Annotated in this window: 12 protein-coding genes and 2 pseudogenes; 13 read left to right on the top strand and 1 reads right to left on the bottom strand. The window is 50.5% G+C overall.

All coding sequences use genetic code 11. The features are described 5' to 3' along the window. Positions 1-25 precede the first annotated feature (25 nt). The 12 genes and pseudogenes from LCF57_RS06940 to LCF57_RS27840 all read left to right on the top strand — a co-directional run. Entirely contained in the window at positions 26-1,054 is a 1,029-nt protein-coding gene (locus LCF57_RS06940; protein WP_226000052.1) for an ABC transporter substrate-binding protein, read from the top strand. Positions 1,055-1,116: 62 nt separating this feature from the next. Then, complete coding sequence (locus LCF57_RS06935) at positions 1,117-1,929, top strand: cysteine hydrolase family protein (RefSeq protein ID WP_226000051.1); 813 nt, start codon at positions 1,117-1,119, stop codon at positions 1,927-1,929. A gap of 22 nt (positions 1,930-1,951) precedes the next feature. Then, the gene (locus tag LCF57_RS06930) at positions 1,952-3,127 is read left to right on the top strand and encodes an amidase (protein WP_226000050.1); all 1,176 of its coding nucleotides are present in this window, start codon (positions 1,952-1,954) and stop codon (positions 3,125-3,127) included. 75 nt (positions 3,128-3,202) lie between these two features. Continuing rightward, a complete protein-coding gene (locus tag LCF57_RS06925) occupies positions 3,203-4,045 on the top strand; it encodes a creatininase family protein (RefSeq protein ID WP_226000049.1) in 843 nt (280 codons plus the stop codon). Next, positions 4,042-4,920, top strand: a complete 879-nt coding sequence (locus LCF57_RS06920) for a fumarylacetoacetate hydrolase family protein (RefSeq protein WP_226000048.1) — start codon at positions 4,042-4,044, stop codon at positions 4,918-4,920. The genes LCF57_RS06925 and LCF57_RS06920 overlap by 4 nt, the downstream gene beginning before the upstream one ends. Before the next feature lie 24 nt (positions 4,921-4,944). Beyond that, positions 4,945-5,976: an ABC transporter substrate-binding protein gene (locus tag LCF57_RS06915; RefSeq protein WP_226000047.1), complete on the top strand. Its 1,032-nt coding sequence runs from the start codon at positions 4,945-4,947 to the stop codon at positions 5,974-5,976. A 50-nt stretch (positions 5,977-6,026) separates the two neighbouring features. Beyond that, positions 6,027-7,361: an FAD-binding oxidoreductase gene (locus LCF57_RS06910; protein WP_226000046.1), complete on the top strand. Its 1,335-nt coding sequence runs from the start codon at positions 6,027-6,029 to the stop codon at positions 7,359-7,361. 96 nt (positions 7,362-7,457) lie between these two features. Then, positions 7,458-9,140: a CocE/NonD family hydrolase gene (locus LCF57_RS06905; protein WP_226000045.1), complete on the top strand. Its 1,683-nt coding sequence runs from the start codon at positions 7,458-7,460 to the stop codon at positions 9,138-9,140. A gap of 46 nt (positions 9,141-9,186) precedes the next feature. After that, a complete protein-coding gene (locus tag LCF57_RS06900; RefSeq protein ID WP_226000044.1) occupies positions 9,187-9,627 on the top strand; it encodes a cupin domain-containing protein in 441 nt (146 codons plus the stop codon). Next, positions 9,624-10,937 (top strand): amidohydrolase family protein, encoded by a 1,314-nt coding sequence (locus LCF57_RS06895; protein WP_226000043.1) that lies wholly within the window; start codon positions 9,624-9,626, stop codon positions 10,935-10,937. The genes LCF57_RS06900 and LCF57_RS06895 overlap by 4 nt, the downstream gene beginning before the upstream one ends. 72 nt (positions 10,938-11,009) lie before the next feature. Beyond that, positions 11,010-12,590, top strand: a complete 1,581-nt coding sequence (gene ggt / locus LCF57_RS06890; RefSeq protein ID WP_226000042.1) for a gamma-glutamyltransferase — start codon at positions 11,010-11,012, stop codon at positions 12,588-12,590. Between the two features lie 370 nt (positions 12,591-12,960). Then, positions 12,961-13,116, top strand: a pseudogene (locus LCF57_RS27840) (S-layer homology domain-containing protein); the annotation flags it as partial. A 192-nt stretch (positions 13,117-13,308) separates the two neighbouring features. Here the strand turns inward: LCF57_RS27840 and LCF57_RS06885 are convergent. Then, positions 13,309-13,769 (bottom strand): annotated as a pseudogene (locus LCF57_RS06885) (spore coat protein). Between the two features lie 312 nt (positions 13,770-14,081). On the opposite strand from LCF57_RS06885, the gene LCF57_RS06880 reads away from it, so the two are divergent. Beyond that, positions 14,082-14,708 (top strand): spore coat protein, encoded by a 627-nt coding sequence (locus LCF57_RS06880; RefSeq protein ID WP_226000041.1) that lies wholly within the window; start codon positions 14,082-14,084, stop codon positions 14,706-14,708. Positions 14,709-15,466: the final 758 nt, after the last annotated feature.

Raw genomic sequence — 15,466 nt, 5'->3', positions numbered from 1 at the left:
ACCAGAACCGGGAGAGGGATCCAACATGTCCAAACATCATATGAACTTACGTTACAAGAAGTGGCTGCTGTCGGCTGCAGCTTTGATCATGCTGCTTCTGAGCGCATGCTCCAATTCCTTCGCTCCAGAATCCTCCGCCCCGGCGAAAGGGGAAGCCGGAACAGATCTGAAGCAGGTGAGACTGATCGAGGGCTGGTACTCCAAAGGTGAAGATGGAGGCTATTTTGCGGCATTGCAGCAGAACTACTATAAGGACAAGGGGATCGGCATGACGATTCAGCCGGGAGGTCCCGAGGTGTCAACCATGCAGCTTGTCGCTGCAGGCAAAGCTGAATTCGGCATCTCTTATGCGGATGAAATTTTGAAGGCGCGGGAACAGGGAATCCCTGTTGTCGGTATCCTTGCCGGCTTTCAGAGCACACCGCAGGTTCTTATGTACCACAAAGGGAAAAACATCCAGGATTTCACAGACCTGAACGGCAAAACCGTATACATCGGTACAGCGGTGCCTTACTGGGAATATATTAAGAGCCAATACAATCTGACAGATGTAAAAGAAATGAAGTATAACGGACAGCTTGTCAATTTTATCAATGACCCCAATTCGCTCAATCAGGGTTACATCACGAACGAGCCTTACGCGCTTTCCCAGCAGGGGGTTGAGGTGGACTATCTGAAAATCGCCGATTCCGGTTATGCGAACTATGCAGATGTTCTTTTCACAACCGAAGATTACCTTAAAGAGCACCCTGATGTCGTAGAGGCTGTGGTGCAGGCAAGTCAGAAGGGTTGGAGCTATTATCTTGACAACTATAAAAAGGTAAACCCGTTCATTCAGACCTACAATCCGGATATGACGGTAGAAGCAATGAATTATGAGGCAGTGCAGGAAAAAACCTTTATTCTTAACAAGGAATCCGAGGCAAACGGTATCGGTTACATGACAAAGGAACGCTGGAACACCCTGCAGGATCAGATGATCAAGGGCAGAGGATTAACGAAGGCACAGGATGTTGCCAAGGCGTTCACGACCGAATATCTGATGAAACCATGAACGTGAACCAAAAGTATTTAAAGCCTCAAACCAGAATTTTTAGAAAAATGAGGGAATTTTATATGTTCAAACTTGGAAATCGAAAGAGCTATTGGCAAGTGTCCGAAACGCTGGTGGATCTAAGACGGACGCAAAAGCACGGCAAGTCCGTAACCCTTCCTGCACAGCCGCAGGAACTCATATTTGATCTGGAGCATACGGCGGTCATTGTCATCGATATGCAGAATGATTTCTGCACACCGGGAGGCTGGCTGGATTCCATCGGAGCAGATACATCACCGCTCCTGAACCCGGTCAGTCGGCTGAACCGGCTGCTGCCTGAGCTGCGTAAAGCGGGTGTGCCTGTCATCTGGGTGAACTGGGGCAACCGGGAAGACCGGATGAACGTGCCGCCATCCGTGCTTCATGTATACAATCCAGACGGACGTGGCAACGGCATCGGGGACCCGCTGCCGGGGAACGGCTCTAAGGTGCTAGAGAAAGGCAGTTGGGGAGCGGCAATTGTCGACGATCTGGATTCGGCCCCTGATGATATCTATGTGGATAAATACCGCATGAGCGGGTTTTGGGACACACCACTGGATAGCATTCTGCGCAATCTGAATATTCAGACGGTGTTATTTGCCGGGGTAAATCTTGATCAGTGTGTTATGCATACACTGCAGGACGCGGCTTGTCTCGGATATGACGGCATACTTCTGGAGGACTGCTCGGCAACAAGCTCCCCAGCTTTCTGCATAGAAGCCACTTTATACAATATTAAGCAATGCTATGGCTTCGTCGCCAATTCCAACTGGCTGGTGAAAGAGCTGAACGGGGCAGCGGCCCGTAAAGAGGGAAATACAGCGGAAGAGCTGGCCCCTCTGGAAGGGTGATCGGAAAGGATGGGATGACTCGATGAAAGATCAATGGAACGCCGTTGTCAATCAGGTGACGGTTGAACCGACAGGACAGGGAACGCTGAGTGGACTCAGCTTTATGGTCAAGGATGTGTTTGCTGTACGTGATTATACAAACGGCGCGGGCAATCCATGTTGGCTCCAGACGCACGGCCCGGCGGTGGAGCACGCGGAAGCGCTCAGCCTGCTGCTGCTGGAGGGGGCGCGACTAACGGGTACGACACATACGGATGAGCTGATGTTCAGCCTGAACGGTGAAAATGTCCATTACGGAACACCGGTGAATCCGAAGGCCCGGGACCGTATCCCTGGTGGTTCATCCAGCGGATCAGCGGTTGCCGTCGCCGCAGGGCTTGCCGACTTTGCCCTTGGAACGGATACGGGAGGATCGGTACGTGTGCCGTCTTCGTACTGCGGAGTTTATGGAATGCGTCCGACGCATGGCATTGTCTCCGAGAAAGGCGTTATTCCGCTCGCCGCCAGCTTCGACACCGTTGGCTGGATGGCACGCGATCCCGAGACGCTGCGTCGGGTAGGTAAAGTGCTTTTGCCACAGATAGCCTCGGTTTCTGACTTTAGCACGGTGCTAATCGGTGAAGATGCCTGGGAGCTGGCTGACACTGAGAGCAAAGAGGCGCTTGCCCCTTGCCTGGAGTTGCTGTGCGGCCTAGCTGCGAGCCATGAAACTGTTTGCATCGCCCCGCAGGGTCTACCTGAATGGATGACCATGTTCAGGACGATCCAAGGCTACGAAATATGGCAGGAGCATAGGGACTGGATTGAACGTGAGCAGCCGGCCTTCGGATCGGATATAGCCGGGCGATTCTCCTGGGCAGGCACCATTGAACGTGCCGATCAGGAGAAGGAAGCAGAACGCCGGCTTGAGGTGTGCAAGCACATGACTGACCTGCTCGGAACGGATACGGTGCTTGTGATACCGACGACTACTGGAGCGGCCCCGAAGCTGGGACTGGGCGGACCTTTAATTGAAGAACGAAGAGTGAAAACGATGCGTTTGACCTGCATTGCCGGCTTGTCGGGATTGCCGCAGCTTACGATCCCCGCTGCCGAGGTACTGGGATGCCCAGTCGGTATTTCTCTCATCGCCGGCCCGGGACAGGATCAGCGTCTGCTGGAATGGGCCACATCCCTTTTTCCGGCAGTAAAAGGATAAGAGCATCACTCAATATATAAGGACATTAAGCAACGCGAAAAGAACATCAAAGCCGCAGGAGAAAGGGTGTCAGTTATGTTTCAACGATATGAAGGAACAGCATGGGAGGAGCGCTTTTTGCCCCGTCTGACAAGCAAACAGGTCAAAGAACTGCCGAAGGATAAGGCGCTGGTTATTCTGCCGGTCGGAGCTGTGGAGCAGCATGGACCCCATCTGCCTGTATATACGGACACTTTGATTGGGGAAGCGACATTAACACAAACGCTGGAGCGCGTGCGGCCGGATAAGGAGATTTGGCTACTGCCTCCAGTCTCGTATGGTAAAAGCAATGAGCATATCGGGCTACCGGGCACCATTTCCTTGTCTGCAAGCACGCTGCATGCCATAATGCTGGACATTGCAGAAAGTCTGAAGACCAGCGGTTTTCGCAAGCTGCTGTTGTTTAATACACATGGCGGCAACGTGGATTTGCTGAATACCGTATCACGGGAAATCCGGATTAGAACAGGGATGATGGTTTTCTATCTCAGTCCCAGCAGTCTGAATGTGGCGGAGGACCTCCTGTCTTCCGAGGAACTGGAATACGGTATTCACGGCGGCGATTATGAGACTTCTTTGGTGATGTCCATCAAACCGGATTGGGTGCAGAAGGAGCTCCTTGTCAAAGAGCTTCCTGATATGTCCTCTTACCGCTTTCTTACATTAGAAGGGAAAATCCGCTTCGCCTGGAAGATGGCTGATATCTCCGCTACCGGCATTGCCGGGGATGCTACGACGGCCACGCCTGAGAAAGGCACAATCATTCAGGACAGAATCTCGGCGATTCTGTCGGAGGCGCTGGAGGAACTGTGTGATTTTGAAATCACCGATGTTCGCGGGACTGAACCGGTTCAGCAGCCGGCAGGAAGCCGCCCGTGAAGCTCGTCAGTCTAAAACACGGCGATGGTGAACGGGCCGCGATTGAGCATGGAGAACGATTCTTCCTTCTGGAGGAGATCAATAGGGCGGAAGGAAGTGCATGGGGCACCTCCATTATGGAAATATTGCAGCAGGGTCAGCTAGAGGAGCTTGTCCAGTGGTATCAGAGGTACGGGAACAGAACATGGTCATCGATCCCTTTCATACCTGTGGAGGTGGCCATACGTGCTCCTCTCTTCCGCCACCCCCGCAAAGTATGGGGAATTGGCATGAATTATGTACAGAAAGCGATCGATCTCGCATCCACTCCTCCAGAGCTTGAGCCGGTCTGCTTCATGAAGCCGGACTCAAGCCTGATCGGGCCCGAAGAGTATATTCGACTGCCGACTCAGGCTGTGAATGTGACATCAGAAGCGGAGCTTGGCATTATTATCGGTCGAAGCTGCAAAAATGTGCCGGAAGAACGCGTGCGGGACGTCATCGCCGGCTTTGCCACAACACTGGATATGACAAGCCAGGACATTCACGCAAGGAATCCCAGATTCCTGCAGCGATCCAAGGTATTCGATACATTTTTCAGTCTTGGACCACAGCTAATAACACCTGACGAAATAAGCGATCTGCAGAGCCTCGCCGTTGAAACTGTGTTGAACGGTGAGGTTATTCATAGCAATACTGTGTCTCGCATGATTTATCATCCATGGTTCATTGTTTCGTATTTTTCACAGATGATGACTCTCTATCCGGGCGATGTGATCATGACGGGCACACCGGGGTCTGTCCAGATTCAGCACGGAGATGTCGCCGAATGCAGAATCAGCGGCTTTACGACGCTTCGTAATCCTGTAGCGGATGTAGAATACAATCATCAGTAATTTTCCTTGGGGAGTGGTAATGAGATGAACAAGTACAGACAAAAGGGATTTGCTGTTTTACTGGCAGCAATGCTTTCCTTATCAACATTGCTGGCGGCTTGCGGCAATCAGCCAACCTCTCAGAATGCCGCTGCCGAGACATCGGGCTCCACGGGGGGAAGCGGGGAAATCACGGCAGTCACACAGGTGACGAACTGGTTTGCACAGGCGGAGCACGGCGGTCTGTATGCGGCAAAGGAGCAGGGGTATTACAAAGAGGCTGGTCTAGATATGACCATCCAGGCAGGAGGGCCGCAGGTGTCTCCAACACAGATCGTGGCTTCCGGAAAGGCGCAGTTCGGACTTGCTACGGCGGATCAATTGTTGGTTGCCCGTGAAGAAGGAATCCCCCTTGTAGCGATTGCGACGATTTTCCAGAAAAGCCCGCAGGGACTTATGGTTCATGCCAACCAGAACATTTCCTCCCTTGCCGATTTGAACAACCGCGCCGTTTACGTGGGGACAGGCTCGGTGTTCTGGGATTTTGTGAAGAGTAAATACCAATTGGATAATGTGAAGGAAATGGCTTATACCGGTTCTCTGGCTCCTTTTGTAGCCGATGAAAAGGTTGCCATTCAGGGATATGTAACTAGTGAGCCGTACGAGATGAAGCAGCAGAATGTGGACATTAATTTCCTACTACTGGCGGATGCCGGTTATAACCCGTATTCCAATGTGCTGTTTACGACAGAGAAGTATATTCAGGATCATCCTGATATTGTGCGTGCTTATGTCGAGGCTTCGATGAAGGGCTGGGATTATTACAAGACCAATTATGATACCGTGAATGATGTCATTTTAAAGGAAAACCCGGATTTTACGAAAGAAAAGCTGAATTATGCGGCGAAAACGCTTATCCCGTTCGTATATGAAGGTGATGCGGTGAAACACGGTGTTGGTTATATGACAGAGGAGCGCTGGACGGAGCTCGGACGGCAGCTAACAGAGATTGGAGCATTGAAATCAGAGCCCGATGTCAGCAAGGTATTCACGGATAAGTTTCTGCCGCATTCTTAGGTCGATGAACCTTTAGGCAGGCTGAATGAAAACATATGGAGGGGAACTGAATGAGTGAACATTGGACAGCCATTCTGAAAGAACGTATCGAACCTGAGCTGCTGCAGTGGGAGGAGCCAGCAATCGCCAAATATTCGATGGATTATCATCACTTCTCTCCTGTGCTGACCAGTCAGCTGCAGGGCAAGGTTGCCGAGTGCATCGCCAGTCCTCGCACCGAGGAGGAGCTTGACTCTCTGCTCTCCATTGCTGCGGAACTGGGGATTCCACTTACCGTCCGGGGTAACGGTACCGGCAACTATGGCCAATGTGTCCCGGTCACTGGCGGAATCGTGCTGAATCTGGCCAAGTACAATAAGGTGCTCGAAACGGGAGAAGGTAAAATGCGGGTTCAGGCTGGAGCAAGGCTGGGCAAAATGGAATCTACTGCCCGCAAGGTGGGCTATGAGCTGCGAACGATGCCCTCTACCTTTCAAACTGCGACGATCGGTGGTTTTTTGTGCGGTGGTTTTGGGGGCATCGGTTCGATCAGTTGGGGGACCATCTGGGACGGGCTGGTACGTTCCCTGAAAATCAAGACCGTCGAGGTTCAGCCCCGTACCATTGAGCTCCAAGGAGAAGAAGTGCAGCCTTACCTGCATACCTACGGTACAATCGGCATTCTGTCTGAGGTGGAAATCAATCTGGCCCCGCGGGTGGAATGGATGCAGTGGGCAGTAACCTTTGACAGCTTTGAACAAGCTTTTCGCTTCGGGCAGTTGGTTGCTGAAGATACGTCTCTTGTAAAGAGGCTCATTTCTATTCATGAATGGCCGATTTCATCCTATTTTGTACCTCTCGATATTCCCGAAGGGCGTACCGCAGTACTACTTGAAATGGATACGGCCTGTGAATCGCGACTGGAGCGTACCATAGCGGAAAACGACGGGCAAACGTCTAAAAAGGTCTCCGCCGATCAGTATCATAAAGGCGTCGGTGTATCCGACTTTACGTGGAACCATACAACCCTGTGGGCGCGCAAGACAGACCCGGGCTTGACCTATCTGCAGCTGAATTTTGATCCTGCCTGTGCCATTGAGCAAATCTGGGCTATGAAAAAGGAATATCCGGAAGTGATGAATCATATAGAATTTGCCCGGCAAAACGGAAACTTGCTGATCTCCGGCCTGCCGCTTGTTCCCTTCACAACGGAGGAACGTCTGGATCAGCTGATGGAGCGTTACGAGGAAAACGGGGTTGTAGTCAATAACCCGCATACCTGGGATTTGAAGGAAGGCGGACGATCATACACCCACGACCGTTTGTGGGAGATCAAACACCACAACGACCCGAAGGGAATTCTGAATCAGGAGAAATTAAAGCGTCCGGCTGTCAGCGGTGTCTGATCAACGGGTGACGGGGGATTGGCCCACACAGCAGCAGCTAGCGTACCATACGGATTTTTATAGTAAATCCGTATCTACAGCAAAGGAGCGAGTCGCATGAAATTTGGAAATGTGGTCATCCGCTGCCAGGTTCCTTGCACGATGCGTGACGGTATAACGTTGTATTCAGATATATACATGCCTGACGAGACGGGAGAATATCCTGTGCTGCTGATGCGCCAGCCTTACGGCCGGTCGATTGCCTCTACCGTTACGCATGCCCATCCCGTCTGGTATGCCAGTAAGGGATACATCGTGGTGATCCAGGATGTCAGGGGACGGGGAGAGTCGGAAGGCGAATTTGATCCGTTTGTACAGGAAGCAGAGGATGGGTTTGATACCATCGAATGGGCAGCAGGTCTGCCCGGCTCGACCGGGAAAGTAGGCATGTACGGTTTCTCTTATCAAGGGCTCACACAATGGGCTGCGGCTTCCCTTCACCCGCCTGCGCTCAGGGCGATTGCCCCGAGCATGTGCCCGGCAGACATGTACCACGGCTTATTTTACCCGCATGGCTCCTTCGCACTTGGCAATCATCTGCCGTGGGCTTTCCAGCTGGCTCGTGACACCGCGCAAAGGGCGGGTGACTTCGAGACGGCCGAGCAATACTCACGGTTTATGCGCAGCCCCGAGGAGATGCTCTGGAAAATGCCGCTGAATGAAAGACATCCGATTCTGGAGCGATACTTTCCCGCATTTTATGATTGGATCGATCATATAGCGTACGATGAATATTGGGAGCGGATGAACTGGATCAACGAGATCGTCGCGGAGCCGGTGCCGGCTTTGCATATTGGGGGCTGGTATGACGGTTTTCTAATGGGCACGCTGCAGTCGTTCGAGGCTCTGCAAGCTACTGCCACGTCGGATTGCTTTCATCGGCTCATTGTCGGCCCGTGGGCCCACATTCCATGGGGGCGCAAGGCGGGCGGAATCGATCATGGCGAGCAGGCGGACGGTGGTCATCATCTGGAGCAGCTGCGCTGGTTTGATTATTGGCTGAAGGGCAAGGAAGACACGGAATTGTCTGGAGAACTACCGATCCGTTATTTTGACCAATTGAATCATGAATGGCATACAGCGGAACAGCTGCCTTCTGTACTTGAGGATGAACCCTCTCCGTCCGAATGGTTCTATCTATCGGGGTCACAGACCCCGGCAAACGGTGCTGCGGGAGGCGGAAGACTCGAAAGGCGTAAGGAAGACGTGGAGGCGGCTGTGCCGGATGTATTCGTATACGACTCGCGTCTGCCGATGCGTCTGGACTCTTATCTGCCGTCCGACCGCATTGCCATTCAGGAACGGCAAGAGATTCTGGTGTATACAGGAGGACCGCTTGCAGAGGATATCCCGATTTTTGGGCGCCCGGAGTTGTCCGTGCAGTACCAGACACTGGGAGGCCCGACGGATCTAGTGGCCGTCCTGACGACCGTATCCGAGAATGGAACGGCCCGGCTGCTCAGCGTGGGCCGTACGGAAATCTGCAGTGAAGGAGCAGAAGCCTCCAATGAATGGAGAACGGCACGGATCCGGCTGCGTCCCTTGGCGGCCACCCTGCCGGCAGGCACGTATGTCCGGCTTGAATTGACAGGCAGCGCCTTCCCGTTGTTCGCCCGGCATCCGAATGGTGTCAGGGGCGAGACGAACAGCACGGGAACAGGAGGGCTGAAGATTGCCACCACGGCTGTTCGCAGTACAGAACAGGACATATCTTGTTTGAAGCTACCGGTGAAAAGATGAAAAGCGAGGCATAAATTCAAATCCATCAAAGTGAGGTTGAATGTATATGGCGAACATTCCAGGATTGGTTGCTGGTAACTTTGAGAATTGTCCCGTCCACAAAATTTCCATAAAGGATACGAACAAGTTCATACTGCTGTGCGACAGGGAGCAGGTACCTTTCACTTCATTTGTGGAGATCTTCGAGGTGGGAGGCAGAACTCCATCCAATGAACACCGGGAAGCTTATGAATATTTTTATGTGCTTAAAGGGGAGGGGATTGCCAAAGTTGGCAGCGAATATGAGACTCTGATCCGTCAAGGCTCATTCATTATTATTCCGCCGGGCAACCATCACGATATTATCAACACGGGCAGCACACGCCTGTACTGTCTGACGACCATGGTACCGGACGAATTGTTCTCGGATATGATCAAAGCGGGTCCTGTCGTCGAGCTGGATGAGGAGGATCTGGCCGTGCTTCAAGCGCTGGCTACCGCGCAATGAGTACAAGGCTACATTTCATTAATGTACACCTTCCGCAACGGGAAGACTCCTGTCTGTACGAACTAAAGGCGGAGGGTGGAAAATGGGTTAGCATCCGGCGGCAAGACCATTTCCTTGAAACGGAGGATAACGGCGCTTCTCGTCTGATTGCCCCGCAGCAGGCCGGATCGGACTTGAAACGGCTGGAGAACGTGGATTGCATCGATCTGCGAGGTGGCATTATGCTTCCCGGATTGGTCGACTGTCATATGCATCTGGACAAAGCCTTTTCGCTCGTGCAGGTGCCAAACCGATCCGGCACGCTTCAGGAAGCCATTCATAATTACAGCCAGGCCGTACAGAGCTTCAGCAAGGAGGAGGTGGCGGAACACATGCTGACGGCCGCCAGAATGGCACTGAGCTACGGGACAACGACCATTAGGAGCCACCTTGACTTCCCTGTTCATCTGGGGAGAGAGGTGGCCTTTCGGACAATTGACGCAGCCTTGGAGGTACGTGAGAAGCTAAAGGGCAGTATGGTGATCCAATATGCGTTGATGGTTCCGTTTCGCGGCAATCAAGAAGCTGCGGATGAGGCGGTCGAGGAAGCGCTGCGGATGGGGATTGATGTACTGGGTGGAGCCCCCCATCTGGCAGACGACCCTGAAGGGGAGATTGGCAGGGTTTTCCGGTTGGCGGAACGTTTCGGGGTACCCATTGATCTGCATGCGGATGAAAGTGACCATCCCGGAAAAAGAACCGTGCTGAGCATAGCAGATCATACGATTTGTTGCGGTTATCAGGGCAGGGTGACGGCAGATCATCTGTGCTCGTTGTCCGCGATGACGGAAAAGGATGCACAGCATGTGATGGCGAAGATGAAGGAATCCGGTCTTAACGCGGTAACGCTGCCTGCGGTGAACCTGTATCTTCAGGGACGGGAAGATCGTGGCCTGGTAAGACGGGGCACAACACGAATTCGCGATCTGCTTGCGGAAGGCATTCCGCTGGCGGCGGCCTCCGACAATATTCAAGACCCGTTCCATCCGTTCGGCCGCGGGGATCTGATACAGATCGCCCAAATCACATCGTATGCGGCCCATATGGGCAGTGAACGGGATTTAGTACAGCTGCTGCGGATGATCACGGATATACCTGCTGATATTACAGGCTGCGAAGGGTACGGAATAGAAGAAGGGCATGCCTGCAACTTTGTTGTAACGGATGCGGCTGATATGACGCAGCTGCTGTCAGGCACAAAAATGAGCCGTTGGGTGTATGCCTGCGGCGGTTGGCAGTCCGCTCTGCATGCAGCTCAGGCATATGCGTAAGGCCGTATAAAGTAATGTTCATCTAACAGAATTGATTTGTCAGTTATAAAGGGGAGAGGAAGTGGGGGCATAATGGTTGCACCGATTACAGGAACACAGACGATGGTTGTCAGCCCCCATTATTTGGCAAGCGTGGCCGGATCGCGTATTTTGGAGCAGGGAGGCAACGCCTTTGATGCCGCCGTGGCGGTGAGCGCCTGTCTTGCCGTCGTATACCCACATATGACGGGACTGGGAGGCGATTCCTTTTGGCTGACCTATAGCACCAGAGAGGGAAAAGTCAGGGCATATAACGCGAGTGGACGTTCGGGCAGCCGGGTTACAGCTGCCTGCTTTGCGGGCGAATCCGCCATCCCACAGCGGGGACCCCGTAGCGTCATTACCGTGCCGGGCATGGTGGACGGCTGGGATGCCATATTGCAGGAATACGGCTCGAAGACGCTGGCAGAGGTGCTTGAGCCCGCGATCCGTTATGCGCTGAAAGGGTTCCCGCTGTCGCCGGACCAGCATGTCAATACGGCCGAGCGTTTCGAGGTGCTGGCGGCTTATCCGCAGACGGCCGCCATCTATCTGCCCGGAGGAAAGGTCCCGGAGCAGGGCAGCCGCTTTGTGCAGTCTGCTTTGGGAAGAAGCCTGCTGCAGATTGCGGACCACGGCCGGGACGTATTTTATTCAGGCAGTGTTGGCCAGGAGATTGTTCGCTCACTTGCGGAGCAGGGCGGTCTGCTGACGCTGGAGGATTTTGCGAGACACAGAGGTGAATGGGTGGAGTCGCTCAAAGGGAGCTATCGTGGTCTTGACCTTTACCAGATTCCGCCGAGCTCACAGGGATTCACCGGCATCATGGCGCTTCATATTCTCGAACAGTTTGATTTGGGTAGTATAGAGCATGGTTCCTATGAGTACTATCACCTGCTTGTGGAGGCGCTGAAGCTGAGCTTCCGTGACCGCAACCGGTATTTGACAGACCCACGATTTTCCTCTATCCCTCTGGACCGTCTGCTGTCCAAGTCCTACACCGCGGATTTGGCAGCCTGCATCGATATGGAACGATCCCTGCCGATGGATACCCAGCCAGTAGGCAATGATACGGCATATGCGGCTGTAGTAGACGGAGAGGGCAATGCCGTCTCCTTTATCCAAAGCCTGTATTTTGAATTCGGCTCGGCCGTGATAGGAGGAGACACTGGCATTCTGCTGCAGAACCGTGGCTCTTTCTTTTCCCTTGATTCTTCGCATGTGAACAGGCTTGAACCGGACAAAAGAACGTTTCATACACTGATGCCGGCGATGGCCTGTCGCAATGGGAAGCCGTATATTTTATACGGCACCCAGGGAGGCGAAGGCCAGCCGCAGACGCAGACCGCGCTGCTAACCCGCATGGTCGATTACGGTATGGACCCACAGACCGCCGTGCATGAACCGCGCTGGGTGTGGGGTCGAACATGGGGAGAAGAAACGCAGGAGCTGAGACTGGAAGGACGGATTAATAAAGAAGTGCAGCGGCGTTTGAAGCTGGCCGGGCACGCCGTAAAACCGGTTGAGGATTTTGCCGGAGCCATGGGGCACGCGCATGCTATTTTGATCGATGACAGCGGCTTCCGGATCGGCGGCACGGACCCCCGCTGCGATGGAGCAGCCATCGGCTGGTGATCCAGGAACGGGACAATGACCTTAATAGTACACATTAGAAACGCCCTGATCGGGAAGACAACTGTTTTTATTCCTTGATCAGGGTGTTTTTTACTGTTTCTTTACAGCCTACGTGAAAATTTTGCTCTTTCGGCTCATTCCATCAGGACTCGATTCCCTTTCGCTTTCCACGCGACTTCGGTAAAGAATTCGATTTTGGTATCGAAGAGAAAATTATTAAACAAAACTTGCACAAGAATCCCGCGCTTGTACAGGTTTTAAAAAAATTACGATTACATCGAGTGAACGCGATTTGGTTATACATAAGTTTAAGTTTAGCCGATTAGATGATTGCTTCCGTTCAGACGGATTATACCAACCAGACTCTTATGGCGATTTCCAGGACCAAAAGGCAGAAGCATTCTACACCCTGACCGAGATGGGCGTCCTTACCGCTGATAAAGGATACCTTCGCCCAAAAGCGCTAGTCACACGGGCTGAAGCAGTTACTCTTTTACAGCGTTTGTACGAAGCCACAAGCAAGTGATGTTAAGTAGACAGAACTAAAAGGACATCTTTTAATCAGCAGCCGTCTCTCGGTATTCTACTGGGGAACGGTTGTTTTGAGTATCTCCTTAAGGTTTGCTTTTGATAATAAATTTTTAAGCCGCTGATTAGTAACGTGAAGATCCGCGGCTTTTTATTATGGAAAAAGCAAGGAAGAATCGGCTTAATCACATTATAGAGATATCGCTTTATTTGCCATGGAAATATCGTTATTGAGGAGCTTGGAAAGATCATAGGACGGATAAAGTCCCCGTTCCAGCAAAAAGTAAAACACTTTACCATGCAGTTGGATGGCATTATTCAATTGTTTTTTTAATACTTCACGTAGTTGTGGAGATGCAGTTTCAGTGATCCCAATTGAATAACTACGAACAGATGTTTTGGCAAATCCCAACAACTGTCCGGTGTAAAACGTAGTCACATCCAATTTATTTCCACTATTTCTGATTCCACCCGGCGCCAGTGAATAATAATGAAGAAGCTCCTTTAAATTTTGTTCTGGATTCTTTACATCACTCACGACCATTTTAAAATGTGTTAACTGATTACTCTGAAAGGCGTTAATTCGTGAATCTCTAGCGTCTCATGCCAAGCTAGATGCTGCGTTTTCCGATCTGGTTCATAGGTATACAATTAAATCCCTCCTAAATGTTATGCATTAGCCTATGCACGGCGCATATAATAAGGATTACTGTAAAAGGGACGTATTCCACATCAATTTGAGACAGGTGGTATTCAACAGGTTTTTAAACGTCAAAATTGAAATAATAAAATTTATTCTGAATATCTTGGATTCATAAAATTAATAATAACCCCAGAGAGCGAAACATGGAGCCATCTCTTGCAGCTTCTTTACAATGTCAAGTCAATGTGTAAAAGAGTTAAGGAACTAAAGGAACCCCCTAAACTGATAATTAAAACCAAACCAATAGGAGGTAATACAAGATGCAGCTGAAAAACCATCAAAACATTGAAACAGGTATTGTTCCACCACAACTGAACCATGGCGGACATGAGATGTTTGATGTCCACGAAGTATTGGCAGGATCAATCAATACAATGGATATGTATACCATGCTGAGTGAACACGTAAAGGACCCAGAGCTTCGGGATATATTGCAACGTCAGAAGCAATTTATGGCTGATGAATATAACATCACATTGGAATGCTTTAAAACTGGGCAAGATCCTGCAAAACCGACACAAAGCTATAAAATGAGTCAAGGTAATGATTTTACTTACGGCATGAAACCAAGTCAACCGAAAAAGCCTATGCAATCTGCAAGTGAGATTTCTGATCAAACCATATCCCTTAGTATGCTAAATGCAGTAAAAGCGGGGGCTGTAATGAAAACAACAGCAGCAATGGAAACAACAAATCCAGTAGTACGCCGCGTACTTGCAGATTCTTTACCAAATTGTATTGAGATGGCTTATGAGATCTCGATTTACCAAAATAAGCATGGTTTTTATCAAGTGCCGCAGCTTGCCCAGCAGGACATGCAGCAAATGCAAAATGGTTATGCTCCTACTCCGGTTCAGCCGCAAATGCCTAGTAACCTTCAACACTAAAATTAAAGTGCCGTTTCTCTTTTCGGCATGCAGCTGCACTATAAATATTGTCGGGGGATAAGAACATATGTGGCCTTGAAGTTTTGTCTAGGCAAGAAGCTTTCAAAGTAATGGATTATGGAATTTAAGGGTGTCCATTAGGACGCCCTTAAATTTTTTTCATATGTGATAATGGACCCACACTAATCATCTCGCAAAGCCTGCATCAAATCCATCTTCGTCAGCCATTACGAAGGCGATAAAGCTGAAAGAACACCAATGATTGGACTTGTACAGAGTCCGATTATTTCTTCATAGAAAACGAAAAAAGGAACAAATTCCATGTAGAATTTATTTGCTGTACGTGTTAAAGTGCTAATCCAGCCAATAAAGTGTTGACCAAAACGGTTGAAAAAAGATCAAAGATTTTTTAAGTTTGAACAACCTGGTATTATTTACAGCTAGACTTTATCGGATCAAATTGATATATTATTAGTCCGGCCGTAAGATTGGCTTAATTAAATAGTTACTTGACTTCAACAAATAGAGAATCATCTCATGTGGTATTATTTACAAGTAGCATGGGCGACTAAAATATGATAAGATATTAATCCGGTCGAATAAATGGTCGGAAATGTTTGATCTTTGAAAACTGAACAACGAGTGAGTAATGTTTTTGTTCGCAAAATCAACAATGAGATATTTTATCTCGTCAGTTTCAACATGAGCTAATCGCTCTTTCTATAACCAACTTCGGTTGGTCTTTATTGGAGAGTTTG

It is taken from the genome of Paenibacillus sp. BJ-4, from assembly GCF_020404765.1.
In the GTDB taxonomy this organism is placed as follows: domain Bacteria; phylum Bacillota; class Bacilli; order Paenibacillales; family Paenibacillaceae; genus Paenibacillus.
This window is presented reverse-complemented; position numbering and strand designations above follow the sequence as displayed.